The sequence below is a fragment of the Streptomyces sp. NPDC058401 genome (assembly GCF_042722885.1).
Classification (GTDB): domain Bacteria; phylum Actinomycetota; class Actinomycetes; order Streptomycetales; family Streptomycetaceae; genus Streptomyces.
Genome location: NZ_JBHXKA010000030.1, coordinates 53,061 through 73,049 on the forward strand (window position 1 = coordinate 53,061; position 19,989 = coordinate 73,049).

21 protein-coding genes are annotated in these 19,989 nt (G+C 71.7%); 14 read left to right on the forward strand and 7 right to left on the reverse strand.

The window, feature by feature from the left end:
• Positions 1–79: 79 nt before the first annotated feature.
• The 3 genes from ACFWNV_RS14150 to ACFWNV_RS14160 form a co-directional block, all read right to left on the reverse strand.
• Positions 80–1,906 carry an acyl-CoA dehydrogenase gene (locus tag ACFWNV_RS14150; RefSeq protein WP_383945526.1) on the reverse strand — a complete coding sequence of 609 codons (1,827 nt, stop codon included), beginning with the start codon at positions 1,904–1,906 and terminating at the stop codon, positions 80–82.
• 67 nt (positions 1,907–1,973) lie between these two features.
• Entirely contained in the window at positions 1,974–2,381 is a 408-nt protein-coding gene (locus ACFWNV_RS14155) for an ATP-binding protein (RefSeq protein WP_383945529.1), read from the reverse strand.
• Positions 2,378–2,584 carry a hypothetical protein gene (locus ACFWNV_RS14160; RefSeq protein WP_383945532.1) on the reverse strand — a complete coding sequence of 69 codons (207 nt, stop codon included), beginning with the start codon at positions 2,582–2,584 and terminating at the stop codon, positions 2,378–2,380. Before ACFWNV_RS14160 ends, ACFWNV_RS14155 begins: the two co-directional genes overlap by 4 nt.
• Before the next feature lie 117 nt (positions 2,585–2,701).
• Here ACFWNV_RS14160 and ACFWNV_RS14165 point away from each other — a divergent pair, with 117 nt between their 5' ends.
• From ACFWNV_RS14165 to ACFWNV_RS14180, 4 genes are read left to right on the forward strand one after another with little or no spacing between them, the layout of a single operon-like run.
• On the forward strand, positions 2,702–3,553 hold the full coding sequence (locus ACFWNV_RS14165) for a helix-turn-helix domain-containing protein (RefSeq protein ID WP_383945535.1): 852 nt from the start codon (positions 2,702–2,704) through the stop codon (positions 3,551–3,553).
• Positions 3,534–3,737, forward strand: a complete 204-nt coding sequence (locus tag ACFWNV_RS14170; protein ID WP_383945538.1) for a DUF397 domain-containing protein — start codon at positions 3,534–3,536, stop codon at positions 3,735–3,737. The genes ACFWNV_RS14165 and ACFWNV_RS14170 overlap by 20 nt, the downstream gene beginning before the upstream one ends.
• 48 nt (positions 3,738–3,785) lie before the next feature.
• Complete coding sequence (locus ACFWNV_RS14175) at positions 3,786–4,250, forward strand: SseB family protein (protein WP_383945541.1); 465 nt, start codon at positions 3,786–3,788, stop codon at positions 4,248–4,250.
• 23 nt (positions 4,251–4,273) lie between these two features.
• A complete protein-coding gene (locus tag ACFWNV_RS14180) occupies positions 4,274–5,233 on the forward strand; it encodes a helix-turn-helix domain-containing protein (protein WP_383945544.1) in 960 nt (319 codons plus the stop codon).
• A 46-nt stretch (positions 5,234–5,279) separates the two neighbouring features.
• On the opposite strand, the gene ACFWNV_RS14185 is transcribed toward ACFWNV_RS14180, so the two are convergent.
• The gene (locus ACFWNV_RS14185) at positions 5,280–5,717 is read right to left on the reverse strand and encodes a hypothetical protein (protein WP_383945546.1); all 438 of its coding nucleotides are present in this window, start codon (positions 5,715–5,717) and stop codon (positions 5,280–5,282) included.
• A 304-nt stretch (positions 5,718–6,021) separates the two neighbouring features.
• Here ACFWNV_RS14185 and ACFWNV_RS14190 point away from each other — a divergent pair, with 304 nt between their 5' ends.
• The 7 genes from ACFWNV_RS14190 to ACFWNV_RS14220 all read left to right on the forward strand — a co-directional run bounded on the left by ACFWNV_RS14190 (position 6,022) and on the right by ACFWNV_RS14220 (position 12,526).
• Positions 6,022–6,300 carry a hypothetical protein gene (locus ACFWNV_RS14190; protein WP_383945549.1) on the forward strand — a complete coding sequence of 93 codons (279 nt, stop codon included), beginning with the start codon at positions 6,022–6,024 and terminating at the stop codon, positions 6,298–6,300.
• A gap of 60 nt (positions 6,301–6,360) precedes the next feature.
• Entirely contained in the window at positions 6,361–6,519 is a 159-nt protein-coding gene (locus ACFWNV_RS14195; protein ID WP_383945552.1) for a hypothetical protein, read from the forward strand.
• Positions 6,520–6,653: 134 nt separating this feature from the next.
• Positions 6,654–7,652 carry a pirin family protein gene (locus ACFWNV_RS14200; protein WP_383945554.1) on the forward strand — a complete coding sequence of 333 codons (999 nt, stop codon included), beginning with the start codon at positions 6,654–6,656 and terminating at the stop codon, positions 7,650–7,652.
• Positions 7,653–8,094: 442 nt separating this feature from the next.
• On the forward strand, positions 8,095–9,696 hold the full coding sequence (locus tag ACFWNV_RS14205) for a peptidoglycan-binding protein (RefSeq protein ID WP_383945557.1): 1,602 nt from the start codon (positions 8,095–8,097) through the stop codon (positions 9,694–9,696).
• Between the two features lie 71 nt (positions 9,697–9,767).
• On the forward strand, positions 9,768–10,469 hold the full coding sequence (locus ACFWNV_RS14210; protein ID WP_383945581.1) for an ABC transporter ATP-binding protein: 702 nt from the start codon (positions 9,768–9,770) through the stop codon (positions 10,467–10,469).
• Positions 10,470–10,522: 53 nt separating this feature from the next.
• Entirely contained in the window at positions 10,523–11,725 is a 1,203-nt protein-coding gene (locus tag ACFWNV_RS14215; protein ID WP_383945560.1) for an ABC transporter permease, read from the forward strand.
• Positions 11,726–11,776: 51 nt separating this feature from the next.
• A complete protein-coding gene (locus ACFWNV_RS14220) occupies positions 11,777–12,526 on the forward strand; it encodes a hypothetical protein (protein ID WP_383945563.1) in 750 nt (249 codons plus the stop codon).
• Here the strand turns inward: ACFWNV_RS14220 and ACFWNV_RS14225 are convergent.
• A complete protein-coding gene (locus tag ACFWNV_RS14225) occupies positions 12,492–12,656 on the reverse strand; it encodes a hypothetical protein (protein ID WP_383945584.1) in 165 nt (54 codons plus the stop codon). The two genes, ACFWNV_RS14220 and ACFWNV_RS14225, sit on opposite strands and share 35 nt — an antisense overlap.
• Between ACFWNV_RS14225 and ACFWNV_RS14230 the strand changes: the two genes are divergently transcribed.
• Together ACFWNV_RS14230 and ACFWNV_RS14235 are read left to right on the forward strand one after the other, a co-directional pair.
• Complete coding sequence (locus tag ACFWNV_RS14230; protein ID WP_383945586.1) at positions 12,588–12,803, forward strand: hypothetical protein; 216 nt, start codon at positions 12,588–12,590, stop codon at positions 12,801–12,803. The genes ACFWNV_RS14225 and ACFWNV_RS14230 overlap by 69 nt on opposite strands.
• A 170-nt stretch (positions 12,804–12,973) precedes the next feature.
• Complete coding sequence (locus tag ACFWNV_RS14235) at positions 12,974–14,440, forward strand: APC family permease (protein ID WP_383945566.1); 1,467 nt, start codon at positions 12,974–12,976, stop codon at positions 14,438–14,440.
• Between the two features lie 47 nt (positions 14,441–14,487).
• On the opposite strand, the gene ACFWNV_RS14240 is transcribed toward ACFWNV_RS14235, so the two are convergent.
• Together ACFWNV_RS14240 and ACFWNV_RS14245 are read right to left on the reverse strand one after the other, a co-directional pair.
• Complete coding sequence (locus tag ACFWNV_RS14240; RefSeq protein ID WP_383945569.1) at positions 14,488–15,531, reverse strand: AI-2E family transporter; 1,044 nt, start codon at positions 15,529–15,531, stop codon at positions 14,488–14,490.
• Positions 15,532–15,569: 38 nt separating this feature from the next.
• Positions 15,570–17,792, reverse strand: a complete 2,223-nt coding sequence (locus tag ACFWNV_RS14245; protein ID WP_383945572.1) for a SpoIIE family protein phosphatase — start codon at positions 17,790–17,792, stop codon at positions 15,570–15,572.
• Positions 17,793–17,951: 159 nt separating this feature from the next.
• Here ACFWNV_RS14245 and aspS point away from each other — a divergent pair, with 159 nt between their 5' ends.
• The gene (aspS, locus tag ACFWNV_RS14250) at positions 17,952–19,757 is read left to right on the forward strand and encodes an aspartate--tRNA ligase (protein ID WP_274548656.1); all 1,806 of its coding nucleotides are present in this window, start codon (positions 17,952–17,954) and stop codon (positions 19,755–19,757) included.
• Positions 19,758–19,989 lie beyond the last annotated feature (232 nt).

Below are 19,989 nucleotides of genomic sequence, written 5' to 3' on the forward strand. Positions count from 1 at the left end.
CGGCCGGGCCCCCGTGCGGAGGACCCGGCCGACTGCGCGTACGTACACCGCGTACAGCTGTGGGAGGAGGGACGGGGGCCTAGAAGGCGGCCTCGTCGAGCTCCATCAGGGTGTTGTCGACGGACTCGGCGAGCGCGCGGGCCACCGAGACGCCCGGGAGGACCTCGCCGGCGAAGAACTTCGCCGCCGCGATCTTGCCGGTGTAGAACGGCACGTCCTTGGCGGAGGCGGTCGGCAGCTTCTCGGCGGCGACGGCCGCGCCCTTGAGGAGCAGGTAGCCGACGACCACGTCACCGGAGGCCATCAGCAGCCGAGTGGTGTTCTGGCCGACCTTGTAGATGTTCTTGACGTCCTCGCCGGTGGCGGTGAGGTCGACGACCATCTGGCCGACGATGGCCTCCAGGTCGACGGCCGCCTTGGCGAGCGCGTCGCGGGCCGGGGCCAGCTCCTCGCCGCCGTCGCCCTCGGCCAGGAACTTCTTGATCGTCTCGGTGAGGACGTTCAGGGCGGCGCCCTGGTCGCGGACGATCTTCCGGAAGAAGAAGTCCTGGCCCTGGATGGCCGTGGTGCCCTCGTAGAGGGTGTCGATCTTGGCGTCGCGGATGTACTGCTCGATCGGGTATTCCTGCAGGTAGCCCGAGCCGCCGAAGGTCTGGAGCGACTGCGCGAGCTGCTCGTAGGACTTCTCGGAGCCGTAGCCCTTCACGATCGGCAGCAGCAGGTCGTTGAGGCCCACCAGGGACGCGGTGTCCTCGCCGGCGGCCTGCTTGACCTGGATCTCGTCCTGGACGGAGGCGGTGTAGAGGACCAGGGCGCGCATGCCCTCGGCGTACGCCTTCTGCGTCATGAGCGAGCGGCGCACGTCGGGGTGGTGCGTGATGGTGACCTTGGGGGCCGTCTTGTCCATGAAGTTGGCCAGGTCGGGACCCTGCACGCGCTCCTTGGCGTACTCCAGGGCGTTCAGGTAGCCCGTCGAGAGCGTCGCGATGGCCTTCGTGCCGACCATCATGCGGGCGAACTCGATGATCATGAACATCTGGCGGATGCCGTCGTGCTTGTCACCGATCAGCCAGCCCTTGGCGGGGTGCTGGTCGCCGAAGGTCATCTCGCACGTGTTGGAGGCCTTGAGGCCCATCTTGTGCTCGACGTTCGTCGCGTAGACGCCGTTGCGCTCGCCCAGCTCGCCGGTCTCCCGGTCGAAGTGGAACTTCGGGACCAGGAAGAGGGACAGGCCCTTGGTGCCCGCACCGTGGCCCTCGGGGCGCGCGAGGACGTAGTGGAGGATGTTCTCCTCCATGTCGTGCTCGCCCGAGGTGATGAAGCGCTTCACGCCCTCGATGTGCCAGGAGCCGTCGTCCTGCTGGACCGCCTTCGTGCGGCCCGCGCCGACGTCCGAACCGGCGTCCGGCTCGGTGAGGACCATGGTGGAGCCCCAGCGCTTCTCGACCGCGAGCGCGGCGATCTTCTTCTGGACCTCGTTGCCCTCTTCGTAGAGGACGCCGGCGAACGCCGGGCCGGAGGAGTACATCCACACGGCCGGGTTCGCACCCAGGATCGTCTCGGCGAAGGCCCAGATCAGGGAGCGGGGCGAGGTGGTGCCGCCGATCTCCTCGGGCAGGCCCAGGCGCCAGTACTCGGAGTCCATGAAGGCCTTGTAGCTCTTCTTGAAGGACGCCGGGACGGGCGCGGTGTTCGTCGTCGGGTCGAAGACCGGCGGGTTGCGGTCGGCGTCCTCGAAGGAGGCGGCCAGCTCGTTCTCGGAGAGCTTGGCCACCTCGCTGAGGATCGTCTTCGCGGTCTCGGTGTCCATCTCACCGAACGGACCGGTGCCGTACACGTTGTCGCGCCCGAGCACCTCGAAGAGGTTGAACTCGATGTCGCGGAGATTCGACTTGTAGTGCCCCATGGCGACGGCTCCGTTAAGGCTCGGTGAGAGTGGTTCCTCGTGCATACCAATCGGTAACGTAATGATGCTACCCACCGGTAATAAGAGCAACCCTTCCGTGGCGACTGTGACCAGGGTCAAGTTCGAGCTCACACCAGACGGTCTTGCTCCCAGGCCCCGTGATGACCCCCCATTGCAGCGCGAGCGCGTCGAGCAGGGCTAGGCCCCGGCCGGATTCGTCGCCGTCCGTGGGGTGTCGCCTTACGGGGCATGCGTGCGGGTCGGGGTCGGTGAGCTCGACCCGCGTACGGGCTGCCCTTCCGGTGACCCGAAGCGTGACGGGCGTGCCTTCGCCCAGGTGGGTGAGGGCGTTGGTGAGCAGCTCGCTGACGCAGAGCTCCAGGTCATGGCTCCCCAGGTGCGCGCGCACTGCGTGGCGGGCCAGGGGGACGGCGCCGGGGGTGGCGAGGAGTCGGAGCGTGAGATCGCTGTTCACCGGGCCGCCAGTGCGTCGGCCAGGCGCTGGGCGGTGGCGGGGTTGCAGTTGCCGAGGGCGATGAGGGGTGGGCTCGTGTAGCGCCCGGCGTAGGAGAGGAGGTGGAGGTCGAGGGAGGGGAGCGTGATGCCGTGCCCTGCGAGGGCGGCCCGGAGGTTCTCCAGGGCCTGGGTCGCCTCGTGGTCGTGGGGGTGGTCGCTCATGGCGCAGCCTTTCGCATTGCCGACTGTGTGTGACGAAGCCCTCACAGGCTGGCGTGGCCCGGCGTAGCGTGGGAAGGGTTTCCAGTCCACAGCGCGAAGTGTGGAAAGCAGGGGGTCGTGGCCGCACGTAAGGACATTGACGGGTCGGCGAGCGTGCCGGCCTTCTACGGCAAGGAGCTGCGCTGGAGGCGGGAGACGGCGGGGTACACGCTCCAGCAGGTGGTTAAGGGGTCCTTCTACGGAATCAGCTACCTCAGTGAGATCGAGCGAGGGCAGCGGCGCATGCCGGAGGACCTGGCGCGACACGTGGACCAGTTCCTGAAGACCGACGGGCTCTTCTCCCGAGGCTGTGAGGACGTTCGCAAGGCACGCCTGGACGGACATGCCGAGTACTTCGCGCCGGTCGCCGAAGCCGAGAAGCGGGCGCGGTCCATCGAGGAGTGGGCCAATGCGCTCATCCCCGGACTGCTGCACACGGGTCCCTACACTCGCGCGATCGCGAACACCACGCACCCACTGGACCTGCCGGAAATGGTGGACACCAAGGTCCGGAACCGATTGCGCCGAGGTCGGCTCTTCGACGATCCTCAGCGGCCGGAGTACTGGGTGATCCTGCACGAGCCGCTGCTGCGCAGTCCGTTGCTTCCGCCCCGGGAGATGGCGGAGCAGCTGGACCACGTGGCGGCGCTGGCCCGGCGCCGCCGGGTCGTTCCACAGATCCTTCTGTGGAACGCCCCCGTGAGCCCGTTCATGGCGCAGTCGATCAAGCTCATGGAGTTCGATGACGAGCCGCCGATCATGTACACCGAGGGCCCGTACTCCGGGCAAGTCATCGATGATCCGGCCATCGTGAAGCGATATCGCAAGGCATACGATCGGCTCAGGGCCGCCGCACTGCCATCTGAGGCGTCCCTCGACCTGATCGAATCGACAGCCGAGGAACTCCGAAATGGCATACAGCGGGACTGACTTGAGCAACGCCGTCTGGAGGACCAGCACCTATACCAACGGCGATCAGGGCGACTGCGTCGAGGTCGCGGACGGCGTCACCGGGCTGGTCCCGGTTCGGGACACCAAGTGGCGCTCCGGGCCAGTCATGGTCGTGGGGGCCCCCGCGTGGGCGGGCTTCGTGCAGGGGCTGAAGTCCCACTGACCGGAACTCGACGCACCCGGAGGCCGCCGCCTCGGTAGGCTTCGGGCCATGTACGGCTATGACCAGAACGTGAGCGCGGGGCAGCAGGGCGGCTACGCCCAGCCCCAGCAGGGCTACGCGCAGCAGCAACAGCAGCCGCTGTACCCCGAGCCCTCGCCGCCCTCCCTCGCGGACGCGGTGCGCGCCTTCACGACCGGGTCGCTGTCCGCCGAGGACTTCCAGCAGATCTTCGCCTCCTCGAAGGTCTACTGCCCGCGCGGGGACACCCCGGGCTTCCTCGCGCTGCACAACACGCAGCAGCCGGTCATTCCGATGTTCACCACGCTCAAGGAGCTGCGCCGGTACGCCGGCAAGGAGTCCAAGTACTTCGTGATCACCGGCGCCGAGGTGATCGACCTGCTGCCCACCGGGTACGGCTTCGTCCTCGACATGGAGGGCGACCACCGGATGGTCTTCGACGCGAAGGCGGTCGAGCAGATGGTCGACTACGCCATGCGCCGCATGTACGGCTAACCACGGAACGGCCCGGGGCGGACATGCTGCGCGTGCACTTCGAGGCCGAGGACCTGCTCAACGTCACCTTCGCGAGCGAGCCGCTGCCCCTGGTGGAGCTGGCCCTCGCGCTCGTCGCGGCGCAGCGTACGGATCAGCAGGCGGTTTTCGGCCGTTGGCGAAGCCTTGCCGCGCAGGAGCTGCCGGGGCGGGTGCGGCCGCTTTTCGACCTCCTGCGGCCCGACGGCGACAATCCCCACTTCGTGGAGCCGTACGCGCGGAGCCTGGAGGAGGGCCTCAGCGTCATACGGGAACGGGTCCCGTTCCTCACCCCGGAGGGGCTGGCCCGCGCCGCCACCCGCGCGCCCGGGTCCCCGTCGTGGCTGCGCGCCCTGTGGGGGCAGGACCGGGAGGCCTGGGAGCAGCTCGACTCGGCGATCCGGTCCGCGTACGAGGTGCTGATCGCCCCGCAGTGGCCGCGGATCCGGCAGTCCTTCCAGGCGGACGTGGCCTGGCGGACCCGGCTGCTGGCCGCGCACGGGATCAAGGCCTGCCTGGCGAGCACGCACGCGGCGGCCGACTGGTCGGGCCTGGTCTTCGAGGTGGACCGGCCGCCGGACTACGAGGTCCGCCTCGGCGGGCGCGGGCTCGTCCTGATGCCCTCGCCGTTCTGGACGGGCCGCCCGCTGCTGGACGACCACCCGGACGGGACGTACGTACTCCTCTACCCGGCGATGACCCCCCTGCCGCTGGTGTCCCCGGACCGGGCGGAAGGCGCGCTGGACGCGCTGCTGGGGCGGACCAGGGCCGCGGTCCTCCAGCTGCTGATCGAGCAGCGGACCACCTCGGAGCTGGCCCGTGACCTGGACATCAGCCTCCCGTCGGTCTCGGAGCACACCCGCACCCTGCGCGCGGCGGGCCTGATCACCACGGCCCGCGACGGCAAGGCGGTCCTGCACTCGGCGACGGCGCTGGGCGTGGACCTCCTCCACAGCGGCGGCTGAGCGCTTCGGCTGTGCGCTGAGCGCTTCGGCTGTGCTCCGCCGGGTTTCAGGAGCGGCGGCGGAGCCGCCAGAAGACCGCCGCCACCGCGGCCACTGCCAGGGCGAGGGCGCCGTACGTCCACAGGAGGGCGGGGTCGGGGCGGTGGGCCAGGGAGGTCCGGATGCCCCCGACGGACAGGGCGCCGATGGCCTGGGCGCCGCCCTCCAGGCCCTTGAACCCCGTCGACCAGCGCAGCAGCAGGCAGCAGGCCAGGCAGAGGACGCCCCAGGTGGCGAGGTAGGGCCACGGCGGGCCGGGGAGGGGTTCCAGCGGAAGGCCGGTGGCCGGCCACCGGTAGAAGGCGTACCCGACGGCCACGACCACGGCCGTGACGGCGGCGGACCAGCCCAGCGCGGCGAGCGCGGCCCGCGGGGTCGCGGGCTCGGTGGTCACCTCCGCGCCGGGCTGCGGTGTGCCGTCGGCCTCCTGCGGCGAGCTGGTCACTGATGGAGCTCCTGTCGTGCGGCGTGCGGCGGTCCGTCCGTATTGATCATGAGGACGCCCGTCCGGGGCCTCTGGTTGTCCCGGGACCGAGCGCAGGTTTCGGCGGTACCCGAAAGGATCGCGGCGCAGGCCGCGGGCCCGGAACATCAGTGCTGCGGGGAGGTCGCAGGGCCCCGCTCCTACTGACAGGGGGACTGTGATGTCACGTACGTCCTTACGCACGAAGCTCGCGGCAGTTGCGGCCACGGGGGTGATGGCGCTGGGTACGGGGGTCTTGGCGGCATCGCCCGCCGCGGCGTCGGGCGTGACGGTGCACGGGTGCCCCTCGGGCTCCGTGTGCATCTACCCGGAGGGTGCCGGGTGGAACAACGACCGGCCGTCGCACCGGTTCAGCGCGAACAAGGCCCATGACCTGAGCGGCCAGGAGGGCTACCACTACGTGCTCAACAACCAGACCGGCGGCTGGCGGGCGTGGTTCTGCACGGGATACGGCGGGGGCGGCACCTGGTACGGCCCGCTCTACCAGGACGAAGCCGTCAACGTGAACCTCTCGCCGATCAACTCGATCTTCGTCGGGCCGTAACGATCCCGATCCCGAGCCCGCTCCGGATCCCGCTCCGGATCCCGACATGAGGAGGCAGCAATGACCCGTACGACTCCCACCACCCGCAAGGCGCTCCGCTCGAAGGTCGCCGCCGTGCTGGCGACCGTGGCCCTGGCGATGGGCGTGGGCGCCCTCGCCGCGGCCCCGGCCGAGGCGGCACCCGCCCACTGGTGCCGTTTCCACCCCAGCTGCGACTGACGGAAACGCGCGCCGAGCGCGTCGCCGAGAGAACCTGAGACCCCGGGGGAATTCCCCCGGGGTCTGCTCTGTTCTGGCGGGTGGCAGAAAGTTCGGGTTTCAACTAAACTCGACGCCAGAAGGAGGTTCCGACCATGCCTGCAGTGACTGTGGAGAACCCGTTGACGCTCCCGCGCGTCGGGGAGCCGGCCCAGGAGACGACCGCCCGCAAGGTGCTGGCCGTCACGACCGCCCCGGGTGGCTTCGAGGGCGAGGGATTCCCGGTGCGCCGTGCGTTCGCCGGGATCAACTACCAGTACCTCGACCCGTTCATCATGATGGACCAGATGGGCGAGGTGGAGTACGCCCCGGGCGAGCCCAAGGGCACCCCGTGGCACCCCCACCGCGGCTTCGAGACCGTCACCTACCTGATCGACGGAACCTTCGTCCACCAGGACAGCAACGGCGGCGGCGGCGTCATCAACGGCGGCGACACCCAGTGGATGACGGCCGGCAGCGGCCTGCTGCACATCGAGGCCCCGCCGGAGTCGCTCGTCGTGTCCGGCGGACTCTTCCACGGCCTCCAGCTGTGGGTGAACCTCCCCGCCTCCGACAAGATGATGCCCCCGCGCTACCAGGACATCGGCGGCGGCCAGGTCCAGCTGCTCTCCACCCCGGACGGCGGCGCCCTGCTCCGCGTCATCGCCGGTGAGCTGGACGGCCACCAGGGCCCCGGCATCACCCACACCCCGATCACGATGATCCACGCGACGGTCGCACCCGGCGCGCAGATCACCCTCCCGTGGCGCGAGGACTTCAACGCCCTGGCGTACGTCCTGGCCGGGCGCGGCTCGGTCGGCGAGGACCGGCGGCCGGTCCACACCGGGCAGACCGTGGTCTTCGGCGAGGGCGGCTCGCTGACCCTGCGCGCGGACGAGGGCCAGGACTCCAACGCCCCCGCGCTGGAGATCGTCCTGCTCGGCGGGCAGCCGATCCGGGAGCCGATGGCGCACTACGGACCGTTCGTGATGAACAGCAAGCACGAACTCCAGCAGGCGTTCGACGACTTCCAGGCCGGCCGGCTGGGCCGCATCCCCACCACCGAGCGCACCGGCCTCGGTCACCGCGGCGCGGGCGAGGCCGCGGAGGACTGACATCGAACCCGGGGTGCGAGCCCCGGGTCCCGAACCCGCTCCACGTACGGCGAAGCCCCTGGCCACCGGCCCGGGGCTTCGCCGTGTCGCGAGGCGGGGCCTCGGCTCAAGTCGGCTCTGCTTTCATCGAATTGATCATGGCCGGAACTTGATCGTCCAGCGCTGGTGGGACGGTGGACGTACCCGCGCACACGACCTATTCTTTGGGCGCTCGGCCCGGGAAGGCGCCGGCAGACTCATGCCCCGGTCGCCTCTGGCGGATCCGCCGGGCGAGGCCGGAGCGCCCGTGCCGGCTCGATCCCCCCGACGCTCATCGGAGTCTCCGTGCTCGTTCGACCGGCCGCGCGCGGAGTCGCGGCGGTGGCGTGCACGCCGTCCGGTGCGGCCGTCGGGATTCTCGGCGGCTGATCCGCTCAAACCCGCCATGCGAAGGGGGACTTGGATGGCGCAGGACACGGGTGCGGCGCTCGAAGTGGCCCAGCCGGGCCTTCCGGAGCCGGGTAACGCGCTCGAAGTGGCCCAGCCGGGCCTTCCGGAGCCGGGTACGGCGCTCGAAGTGGCCCAGCAGGACCTCCCGGCGCCGGGCCTGCCCGAAGCGGGGGCGCGCGGTGCGTCCGGGCGTCGACGGTGGGTGGCGGCCGTCGCGGTGGGCGCCGTACTGACCACCCTCGGGGGGATGGGCGCGGCGCTGGTGGTGAAGTCCCCGGCGCAGGCCGCCGCGGAGGCCGCGGCACCGCGGGCCGATGTGCTGACCGCGACGGTGGAACACCGGGTGCTCACGTCGTCCGTCATCACCCGCGGCCAGGTCGTCGCGGGCCAGACGGTCGAGGTGATACCCCAGGTGTCCGCCGGGACGGGCGCCGCGCGGCCCGTGATCACCAAGATGCGGGTGCGGCCGGGGGACACGGTCCAGGCGGGACAGGTCCTGATGGAGGTGTCCGGGCGGCCCGTGTTCGTCCTGGAGGGCAGCCTGCCCGTCTACCGCGACCTGGTGCCGGGAGCCACGGGCGACGACATCGCCCAGCTGCAGAAGGCGCTGAAGGCACTCGGTCACTCCTCGGCTCCGGACCCCGCGGGCAGCTTCGGCCCCGGGACGAAGGCCGCGCTCACCTCCTTCTACAAGGCGGTGGGCTACGCCCCGGTCTCCGCGAACGGTGCCGAGGGCGATCCCGTCGAGGAGGCCCGGAGCCAGGTCACCGACGCCCAGCGGGCGCTGGAAGACGCCCGGAGCGCGCAGGCGCAGGCGACCAGGCCGGGTGCCGGGCCGAGCGCAAAGCCGGGCGCCAAGCCGGGCGAGGAGCCGGCGGCCGGCGCGGCCCGCGACGGCGCGAAGGCCGTGCGCAGGGCGCAGGAGGACCTGGCCGAGGCGAAGAAGAAGCTCACTGCCGCGGAGGCGGTCGCCGGGCCGAAACTGCCCGCGGCCGAGGTGGTGTTCCTGCAGAGCTTCCCGGCCCGGGTGGACTCGGTGGCCGCGAAGGTGGGCGCCGAGGCGACCGGTACCGCCATGACGGTGTCCGCCGGGAAGCTGGTGGTGCAGGCCCGCGTCCCCGAGCACCAGAAGGACCTCGTACGGCCCGGCCGCGCGGCCGAGATCTACTCCGAGGTGACCGGCCTGTCCGCGAAGGGCGAGGTCACGCTCGTCTCCGACAAGCCCTCCGTGGCCGGCGCCCCGTCCGGACAGGCGCCGGGCGGCGCGGACGCGCCCGCGCCGGTCGGCGGTCAGGGCGCGACCGGGTGGCTCGTGGAGATCACCCCCAGTGCGCCGCTGAAGGCGGAGCTGACCGGCCAGGACGTACGCGTCACCGTCACCGCGGCCTCGACGGACGGCGCCTCGCTCGTCGTACCGATCACGGCGATCAGCTCCGGGGCCGACGGCCGGACCACCGTGACCGTGCTCGCCGAGAGCGGGGAGCGGCGCCGGGTGGAGATACGGACGGGGACCGCGGGGGACGGGTTCGTGGCCGTCACGCCCGTGGCGGACGGCTCACTGGCGACCGGCGACCGGGTGATCACCGGAGTGGCCCGCGAGAAGACCACCCCGTGAGCGGGAGCGGGAGCGGGAGCAGGAGCGCGAGCGGGAGCGGGAGCGGGAGCAGGGCGGAGTCCGAGCCGGTCATCGAGTTCCGCGGGATCGGGCTGACCTATCCCGGTCCGCCTCCCGTGGCCGCCCTCCGGGCGTGCGATCTGACCGTCGGGCGGGGCGAGTTCGTCGCCGTCGTCGGTCCGTCGGGTTCCGGGAAGTCCACGTTCCTCAACATCGTCGGACTGCTGGACGCCCCCAGCGGCGGAACGTACCTCCTGGACGGCATCGACACCGGCACGCTCCGGGACGCCGACCGCACCGCGCTGCGCGGACTGCGCATCGGCTTCGTGTTCCAGTCCTTCCATCTGCTGCCCCAGCGCAGCGCGTTGGAGAACGTCACGCTCGCCCTCGTCTACGACGGCACCCCGCGCCGGGAGCGGCGTACCCGGGCCCGCCGTGCGCTGGAGCAGGTGGGCCTCGGCCACCGCGTCGACGCGCTGCCCACGCGGCTGTCCGGCGGGGAACGCCAGCGGGTGGCCATCGCCCGCGCGCTGGTGACCCGGCCCTCCCTGCTGCTGTGCGACGAGCCGACCGGCAACCTCGACACGGCGAACGCCGATGCGGTACTGGCCCTGTTGGAGAGGCTGCACGCGGACGGCATGACGGTCCTGGTCATCACCCATGATCCGCTCGTCGCCGCCCGCGCCAAGCGCACGGTGACGATCCGGGACGGGGTGCTGAGCGTGTCCGAGGCGGCCGTGTCCGAGACGTCGGCGTCCGAGGTGGCCACGTGAGGCGTGTGAGCCGCGTGAGGCGTGTACGGCGTGACAGCCGTATCCGGCCGTCCGTGTTCGGCTGGCGCGACGTGCTCTCCGAGTCCCTCGCCGGGATGCTCCAGCGGCCCGGCCGCTCTGCGCTGACCGCGCTCGGCACGGTGCTGGGCGTGGGCACGTTCGTGGCGATCCTCGGGCTGACCGCCACCACCTCTTCGCAGATCGACACCCGGTTCAACGCGCTCAGCGCGACCGAGGTGACCGTCGAGGACGTCGCCAACGAACGGAACGAGTTCGCCGGGCCCGCCTTCCCGGCGGACGCCGACGCACGGATCGAGCGGCTCAACGGGGTCGAGCGCGCAGGGGTGTTCTGGCCGGTCAGGCTCTCGGCGGAGGAGGCCGTACGCTCCTCCGCCGTGGCCGGGGACGGCGGCGGCCCGTCCAGTACCGACGTCGTGGCCGCCTCGCCCGGGGTGCTCGCCGCCGCGGGCGCCCGGCTGGCCGAGGGAAGGCTCTACGACGCCTTCGCCTCCGACCAGCAGGCGCCGGTGGCCGTCATCGGCACGGCGGTCGCCGACCGGCTCGGCATCACCACGCTGGAGACCAGCCCGGCGATCTTCATCGGCGGCCGGCCGTTCACCGTCATCGGCATCGTCGCCGACACGGACCGCAAGGCCGACCTGCTGCTGTCGGTCGTCGTGCCCCGCACCACGGCGGAACGGATCTGGGGCGGACCCGGCCCCGGCGGAGCGCGGATGCTGGTCGCGACCAGGCTCGGTGCGGCCCAGCAGATCGGGCAGCTGGCCCCGACGGCGCTGCGCCCCGACCACCCGGAGTACTTCAAGGTCGTGCCGCCGCCCAACCCCAAGATGCTGCGGGGCCAGGTCGGCGACGACCTGAACCGGCTGTTCCTCCTGCTGGCCGCCATCTGCCTGGTGATCGGCGCCGTCGGCATCGCCAACACCACCCTGGTCGCCGTCCTGGAACGCACGGGGGAGATCGGCCTGCGCCGGGCCCTGGGCGCCCGCGGCCGCCACATCACCGTGCAGTTCCTCGCGGAATCCGGCGCGCTCGGCGCGCTCGGCGGCCTCGTCGGGACCTCCCTGGGGGTCCTGACCGTGGTCCTCGTCGCCGTGGTCCGCGACTGGACCCCGGTGATCCACCCGGCGACGGCGGCGGCCGCACCGGTCATCGGTCTGGTGACGGGCCTCGTCGCCGGCCTCTACCCCGCATGGCGCGCCGCCCGCATCCAGCCGGCGGAGGCCCTGCGCCGCTGAGAGCTGCCGGGGCTCTTGCGGGCCGCGAGTCCGTCGCGGATCGTCGTCCCCATGGGGATGCTGACGACCTGTCTGGTCTCGCTGGCGGCGGTGAACATCGCGTTCGGACTGCTCCGGCTGTGGCGGCGTTCGGTGGAGGCCCGGATCGTCCGGCAGGTGCGGGCCCTGCCGGAGCTCGACGCCTACCACGCGGAACTGCTGGGCGCCGCCGAGCCGTTGTGCGCGCGGAACCACCAGCCCGACCGGCTGGCACGCAACTCCCACCGGGCGTCGGCCGTGGCCCTCCGGCTGCTACAGGAGGAGCGCGCGCTGCCCGACGGTGACGGTGACGGTGACGGTGACGGTCCGGAGTCCGCGGAGGCGGCGGCCGGGCCGGCCCATCCGGTCACCGCCGCGGGGTTCCGCGCGCTCCACTGGTACGCGCCGGACGGGCGCCGGTCCCGCTTCGGCGTCGACGGCGCGGATCCGGGATTCCAGGAGGCCGTCCGGACCCACCTGGACGAGCTCTTCGCCCTGGTCCCGGCGGCCCGTCTCCACATGAGCCCCTTCGGTCATCAGGCGGCCCTGTGGGCCTACGGCATCGGCGCGGCGGCCCCCGCCGTCCACGCCTTCTTCCTCCTGCGCGCCACCGACCCGGCCGACCCCGGTGTCGTGGGGGGCTCCTTCGTGCTGGCCTCCCTCGTCTTCGTGGCGGCCCTGATCGTGCTCACGGCCCAGGCCGGAAACACCTGGCACCCCCTGGAGGACCGGGAAGTCCCCGCCGCCCTCAGGCTGTCGGCGCCGCCCCCTGCAGCAGACTGACCAGCCGCGAGCTGCTGTCGGCGCCGAAGCCGGCGGCGACCCCGCGCCGGTAGAGGTCGGCGTGCGCCGTCAGGATCCCGGTGTCCACCCCGGAGTCGGCGGCGGTGTCACCGAGGCCGTCAACGAACACCTGGCCCCGCTGCGGGCCCGCCGTACGGAGCTGGCGGCCGACCGAGGCCACGTACGGGAGGTCCTGCGGCGCGGCAACGAGCGCGCGAACGCGGTCGCCGAGACCACCCTGGCCGAGGTCCGCGCCGCGATGGGGACCCTCTACTGACGCGGGGCCCGATCGGCATCCGAGCGGCATCCGATCGGCATCCGCGCCGCCGCCCTCGTGAGTCGGGCGGGACATAGGTGTCGCAGACGGCCAAAATGGTGCACTGATCGAGCCCCTGCCCGCGGTGTGCCCCGAGCGCCGGAGGGGGTCCGCAAGACGAGGTGGCCGCAGTGGTGGAGTCGTCGTCCGATGCCCAGGGTGACGCGGGATCCGTCGAGGCCGGCGGCTACCGGCAGGAGCTGAAGCGGACGCTCGGCTCCTTCCAGGTGTTCGCGATCTCGTTCGCGTTCATCTCGGTGGCGGTCGGCATCTTCGCGACCTTCGACGAGGTCCTGGTGACCGCCGGTCCGGTCGGGATCTGGCTGTGGATCGTCGCCGCGGTGGGGCAGACCCTGGTGGCTTTGGTGGTCGCCCAGTTCGCGGCCCGCATCCCGCTCAGCGGGTCCTCGTACCAGTGGGCCTCGCGGCTGGCCAGCCCGCAGATCGGCTGGTGGTTCGGGTGGCTGACCTTCTGTTACCTGGCGATCGGCGTGGTGGCGGTCGACAACGCGCTCGCCAGCCAGGCCTTCATGCCGCTCGTCGGCCTCGCGCCGGACGAGGGCACCGCGCGCCTGATCACCCTGGTGGTGCTGCTCGTCCAGACCGTGCTGGCCGTGGCGTCCACGCGTCTCGTCAGTCTGATCAACACGGTCGCGGTGGGGCTCGAACTGGCACTGGTCGTGGTGGTGGCGATCGCGCTCGTCATCGCCGTGGCCGTCACGGGCGACGGCGCGGTCGGCAACCTCACCTCGCGCGGTGTCGTCGAGAACACCCCCGGCTACTTCTCGGTCGGCGGCGGGCTGATGCTCGCGATGATCATGGGGCTCGCGACCCTCGTCGGCTTCGACTCGGCGGCGAACCTGGCCGAGGAGGCCAAGGACCCGTTCCGTACCGTTCCGCGCGCGATCGTGGGGTCGGTCGTGGCGGCCGGGATCCTCGGCATGCTGTTCCTGATCACGCTCACCGTGGCGATCGACGACATCCCCCGCGTCAGCGCCGAGGGCTCACCGGTCGCGGCGATCATGCGGGACCAGCTCGGTGCGGTGACGGAGCGGACGCTGCTGGTCGCGATCAGCATCGCGTTCTTCGGCGCCGGGATCGTGGTGATGGTCTCCTGCTCGCGGCTCGTCTTCGCCATGTCGCGCGACGCGCGCTTCCCCGCCCACCGGCTGATGCGGCGGGTCAACCCCCGTACGAGGACGCCGATCCCGGCGACCGTGCTGGTCTTCGCCCTGGGCGTCGCCCTGATGGTGGCGCTGCCGGGCGCCGCGCTGCTGGAGCTGATCACGGCCTCCACCATCCTCCCCGCGGTCACCTACGGCGCGACCATCGTGCTCTACCTGGCGGTGCGCGGACGCCTGAGCCGCAAGAAGGGCGCCTTCGACCTGGGACGCTTCGAACTGCCGGTCGCCGTCTGCGCACTGCTGTGGACGCTCATCGCGCTGTTCGTCCTGGTGACCCCGAAGGAGGCCTTGGTCTCCGTGGTGATCGTGGTGGGCCTGCTCCTGCTCGGCGGCCTGTTCTTCCTCGGCATGCTGATCTTCGACCGCCGGGCCATCGAGACCGAGCCGGGCGGCCCGGACGCCTTCACCGGCTGACCGGACCCCGGGTCACCGGCTGACCGGACCTCAGAGCCGACCGGGCCTCAGGCCTCCGCCGTGTAGCGGGACTTCAGTTCCCTGACCACCCCGAAGAAGGCCGCGGTCAGGGGTACGGCCAGGAGCATGCCGAGGATGCCGGCGACGCTCGCGCCGGCGGTGATGGAGAGCATCACCACCGCCGGGTGCATCTGCACGGTGCGGCTCTGCACCATGGGCTGGAGGATGTACCCCTCGATCATCTGGACGGCCAGCACCACGCCCAGCGCCCACAGGCCGATCACCCAGCCGCGGTCGGCGAGGGCGACGAGGACGGCCACGGCGCCGGAGAGGAAGGCGCCGAGGTAGGGGATGTAGGCGGTCACGAACACCAGGGCGGCCAGCCCCACGGCGCCCGGGACCCGCAGGATCAGCAGGCCCGCGCCGATGAGGACGGCGTCGACCAGGGCCACGAAGGTGGTTCCGCGCATGAAGCCCTCGACGGCCCCGTACGCGCGCCGCCCCATCGCCTCCATCAGGTCGCCCGAGCGGGTCGGCACCAGCGAGCGCAGGGTGGTCACGGCCCGGTCGGAGTCGCGGAGGAAGAAGAAGATCAGCACCATGGCCAGCAGGGCCGTCGCGAGCATCGTGGCGACCACGCTGAGCCCGGTGACCACGCCCGAGGCGGCCGTTCCGCCGAACTTGGTGAGCAGGTCCTTGGAGTTCTCGGCCACGTCCTCCAGGGAGGTGCCGAGCGCCCCGAAGTGCTTCGCGAGGTCCGCACCGGCCTTCCGCAGGGAGTCGACGATCTGGTCGCCGGTCTCGATGAGCGCGAGGACCACGATGTAGCCGGCGCCGCCGACCACGGCGGCCACGGTGAGGCAGGTGAGGGCGGCGGCGAGCGAGCGGTTGACCCCCATGGAGACCAGCCGCCGGTGCATCGGCCCGAGCAGGGCCGTGCCGAGCACGGCGAGCAGCACGGGCGTGACCACCGTACGGAAGACGGCGCACAGCCATACGACGAGCGCGAGGACGGCGGTGGCGAGGAGGACGACGACGCACCAGGCGGCGAGTCGGCGTACGGGCTCGGGCAGCAGGGGAGTTGTCGGCACGGCTCATACAAACACGCCGGGGGCCCGCCGCCCGGAGCTCACTCCAGCGGGTCGGAATCGGGTTTGGAACGTTCGTTCAGTACGAACCACGTGGACTTGCCCTCGCCGCGCGGGTCGACGCCCCAGTCGTCCGCCAGCATCTCCAGCAGCAGGACGCCCCGCCCGCTCGACGCCATCTCCCCCGGATGGCGTTTGTGCGGCAGCTCGTCGGAGGCGTCCGCCACCTCCACCCGCAGCCGGCGCGCGCCGAGCTCGCCCACCGCCTCGGCGATGAGCAGGGCGTCCCCGTCCGTGTGGACCAGTACGTTCGTCACCATCTCGGAGACCATCAGCACCGCGGCGTCGAGCTGCTCCGGGTCCGCCCAGTCGTGCAGCAGCTCCCGGATCTGCTGGCGGACGCCCGCGACCCGCTCCGGCTCGGCCTGGGCGACGGTCGTCATGGTGCGCCGGGCCGGCCGCGAGGGGTGCAGCAGCGGGGTCTCGCAGCCGCAGCCCTCGCCCTCGCGGCAGAGCAGCACGACGGCGATGTCGTCCTCGCGCCGGTCGGCCAGCGGGCCGGTGGTGTGGTGCGAGGACGGGCCGTGCACCGCCTGGACCAGCAGGTCGGCCAGCCGTTCCAGGTGGCGCGGCTCCGGGTCCGCGTCCTCGGCGGCGTAGGGGGTCTGCGATTCCAGGATGGCCCGCAGCCGCGCCCAGCCCGTGTCGAGGTCGTGCCCGCCCGTCTCGATCAGCCCGTCGGTGCAGAGCATCATCGTCTCGCCGGGTTCCAGGGTGAACCGGGTCGTCGGGTAGTCGGTGTCCGGCACGATGCCGAGCGGCAGCCCGCCGGCCGTGGGCCGCATCAGGACGGTGCCGTCGGCCATCCGCACCGCCGGGTCGGGGTGCCCGGCGCGGGCCACCTCCAGCAGGCCGGTCGCCGGATCGCACTCCACGTAGAGGCAGGTGGCGAAGCGCGGGCTCTGGAAGTCGGAGTCCGGGCCGCCCATGCCCCCGCCGCCCATGCCGCCGCCCTTGCCCGGGTCCGCGGCGGTGTCCTGCTCCGAGCACAGGCCCGCCAGGAACCGGGAGGCGCGCGAGAGCACCGCGTCGGGCCGGTGGCCCTCGGAGGCGTACGCGCGCACCGCGATCCGGAGCTGGCCCATGAGGCCGGCGGCCCGGACGTCGTGTCCCTGGACATCGCCGATGACCAGCGCGAACCGTCCCGAAGGCAGCGGGATCATGTCGTACCAGTCGCCGCCGACCTGGAGCCCGCCGCCGGTCGGCACGTAGCGCGCGGCGAGGGTCATCCCGGGGATCTCGGGGCCGAGCTGCGGCATCATCGAGCGCTGGAGGCCCGTGGTGAGCTCCCGCTCGGATTCGGCCACTCCGGCGCGCTGGAGCGCCTGCGCGAGCATCCGGGCCACCGTGGTCAGGACGGAGCGCTCGTCGGGGGAGAAGGACACCGGGTGCTTGAACGCGGCCATCCAGGCGCCCATGGTGCGTCCCGCGACGATCAGCGGCAGGAAGGCCCAGGAGATCCGGCCGAAGCGCTGGGCGAGCGGCCAGGTGGCCGGAAAGCGCCGCTTGTAGTCCTCGGGGCTGGGGAGGTAGATCGCCCGGCCGGTACGGACGACCTCCGCGGCCGGGTAGTCCGTCTGCAGCGGCATGTCCGCGAAGGGGCCCTCGTCCCCGGGATCGTGCCCGTGGTGCCCGATGATCGACAGCCGGTCGCCGGACACGCCGAAGACGGCCAGCCCGTCGGGGATGAACCCGGGCATGGACAGCGAGGCCGCCACCCGCAGCACCTCGGCGGTGGAGCGGGCCTCGGCCAGCGCCCGGCCGGCGTCCAGCAGGAACGCCTCGCGCGAGCGGCGCCAGTCGCCGGTGATGGGGGTGTGCACGGCCGTGGTGCCGGGCTGGGCCTCGGCTATCTCCTGGATCGTGCCGATCAGCTCGTAGTCGACGCGGCCGTCCGCGGAGCGGTTCTCCAGCGGCTTCGAGCGGCTGCGCACGGTGCGCAGCACGCGCCCGTCCTCGTCCATGATCCGCAGCCGGGCCTCGGCGAGGGTGCCCTCGGCGACCGCGAGGTTCACGATGCCGTTGATCTCGTTCCAGTCCACCGGGTGGAAGCGCGAGCGCACGGCGACCTCGGGCAGCTGGGCGGGCTCGGCGGGCAGCCCGAGCAGCCGGGCGGCCTCGCTGTCGAGGGTGACCGTCCCGGAGGCGTTGTCCCATCGCCACAAGCCGGTCGCGATGGCGGCCAGGACGTCCTCTGTGCGCACTCGGTCATCTTTACAGGTCATACGGCTGACGTGCCTGTTCACCACCCCGGCGAGCGGCCACGTGGGCGGCCCGCGGGCGGCCCCGCACGGGCTCCCGCCCCGGACGGTAACCTTGGGACGGTTGAATCCACCCTGGTATCACGTAGAACTGGATGACTGATGCATCGGTACAGGTCCCACACGTGCGGCGAGCTTCGTGCCTCCGACGTCGCCTCCGACGTCCGGCTGAGCGGCTGGCTGCACAATCGTCGAGACCTGGGCGGCATCCTCTTCATCGATCTGCGTGACCACTACGGCATCACGCAGCTCGTCGCCCGTCCCGGCACGGCCGCGAACGAGGCGCTCAGCAGCGTCACCAAGGAGACCGTCGTCCGCATCGACGGCAAGGTCGTCTCCCGCGGTGCGGACAACGTCAACCCCGAGCTCGCCACCGGCGACATCGAGGTCGAGGTCACCGCGGTCGAGGTGCTCGGCGCCGCCGCCCCGCTGCCCTTCACCATCAACACGGACGACGGGGTGAACGAGGAGCGCCGTCTGGAGTACCGCTTCCTCGACCTGCGCCGCGAGCGCATGCACCGCAACATCATGCTGCGCTCGGCCGTCATCGCCTCCATCCGCTCCAAGATGGTGGCCCTCGGCTTCAACGAGATGGCTACCCCGATCCTCACCGCGACCTCCCCCGAGGGCGCCCGTGACTTCGTGGTCCCGTCCCGCCTGAACCCGGGCAAGTTCTACGCGCTCCCGCAGGCGCCGCAGCAGTTCAAGCAGCTGCTGATGATCTCCGGCTTCGACCGGTACTTCCAGATCGCGCCCTGCTTCCGCGACGAGGACGCCCGCGCCGACCGTTCGCCGGGCGAGTTCTACCAGCTCGACGTCGAGATGTCCTTCGTCGAGCAGGAGGACGTCTTCCAGCCCATCGAGCGGCTGATGACGGAGATCTTCACCGAGTTCGGCAAGGGCCGCCCGGTCACCTCGCCGTTCCCGCGGATCCCCTTCCGCGAGTCGATGATGAAGTACGGCAACGACAAGCCCGACCTGCGGTCCAAGCTGGAGCTCGTCGACATCACCGACGTGTTCGAGGGCTCGGAGTTCAAGGCGTTCGCCGGCAAGCACGTGCGCGCCCTGGCCGTCCCGGACACCGCCGCCCAGCCGCGCAAGTTCTTCGACGGCCTCGGCGAGTACGCGATCTCGCTCGGCGCCAAGGGCCTGGCCTGGGTCCGCGTGGGCGAGGACGGCGGGCTGACCGGCCCGATCGCCAAGTTCCTCACCGAGGAGAACGTCAAGGTCCTCACCGAGCGCCTGGGACTTGCCGCCGGTCACGCCGTGTTCTTCGGCGCGGGCGAGTTCGACGAGGTCTCCAAGATCATGGCGGGCGTCCGCGTCGAGGCCTCCAAGCGCGCCGGACAGTTCGAGGAGGACGTCTTCCGCTTCTGCTGGATCGTCGACTTCCCGATGTTCGAGGCGGACGAGGAGACCGGCAAGATCGACTTCTCCCACAACCCGTTCTCCATGCCGCAGGGCGGCATGAAGGACCTGGAGGAGAAGGACCCGCTCGACATCCTGGCGTGGCAGTACGACATCGTCTGCAACGGCATCGAGCTGTCCTCCGGCGCCATCCGCAACCACGAGCCCGAGGTCATGCTGAAGGCCTTCGAGATCGCCGGTTACGAGGCCGAGACCGTCGAGCGCGAGTTCGCCGGCATGCTCCGCGCCTTCCGCCTCGGCGCCCCGCCGCACGGCGGCATCGCCCCGGGTGTGGACCGCATCGTCATGCTGCTCGCCGACGAGCCGAACATCCGCGAGACCATCGCCTTCCCGCTCAACGGCAACGCGCAGGACCTGATGATGGGCGCGCCCACCATCCTGGAGGAGTCCCGCCTGCGCGAGCTGAACATCGCGCTGCGCAAGCCGGTGGAGACGAAGAGCTCGGAGCCGGTCGAGAAGGCCGTCAAGCCCCACCAGTAGGCCTTTGAAGCGCTGTACGAGGAGGGGCGGCGGGTACCGTACGGTCCCCGGGCCCCCCCCCGGTAGACCGGGGCACGGGGTTTACCCCCCGCCCCCCCGGGGGCGTAAACAACCCCCCCGGCCCCCCCCCACCCCCCCCCCGCCGGCGTCCCCCCCGCCCGCCCGGCCCCCCCCCCCGGAACGGTGGAAGGGCGGGTAGGGGACCCGGCCCCGCAGGGCAGCCCACCCGCAC

Bases quoted from the DNA above. Each gene is read 5' to 3' on its own strand.
- ACFWNV_RS14150 (WP_383945526.1), bottom strand. From the start codon at position 1,906: ATGGGGCACTACAAGTCGAATCTCCGCGACATCGAGTTCAACCTCTTC.
- ACFWNV_RS14160 (WP_383945532.1), bottom strand. From the start codon at position 2,584: ATGAGCGACCACCCCCACGACCACGAGGCGACCCAGGCCCTGGAGAAC.
- ACFWNV_RS14170 (WP_383945538.1), top strand. From the start codon at position 3,534: ATGGCATACAGCGGGACTGACTTGAGCAACGCCGTCTGGAGGACCAGC.
- ACFWNV_RS14175 (WP_383945541.1), top strand. From the start codon at position 3,786: ATGTACGGCTATGACCAGAACGTGAGCGCGGGGCAGCAGGGCGGCTAC.
- ACFWNV_RS14180 (WP_383945544.1), top strand. From the start codon at position 4,274: ATGCTGCGCGTGCACTTCGAGGCCGAGGACCTGCTCAACGTCACCTTC.
- ACFWNV_RS14195 (WP_383945552.1), top strand. From the start codon at position 6,361: ATGACCCGTACGACTCCCACCACCCGCAAGGCGCTCCGCTCGAAGGTC.
- ACFWNV_RS14200 (WP_383945554.1), top strand. From the start codon at position 6,654: ATGCCTGCAGTGACTGTGGAGAACCCGTTGACGCTCCCGCGCGTCGGG.
- ACFWNV_RS14205 (WP_383945557.1), top strand. From the start codon at position 8,095: ATGGCGCAGGACACGGGTGCGGCGCTCGAAGTGGCCCAGCCGGGCCTT.
- ACFWNV_RS14220 (WP_383945563.1), top strand. From the start codon at position 11,777: ATGGGGATGCTGACGACCTGTCTGGTCTCGCTGGCGGCGGTGAACATC.
- aspS (WP_274548656.1), top strand. From the start codon at position 17,952: ATGCATCGGTACAGGTCCCACACGTGCGGCGAGCTTCGTGCCTCCGAC.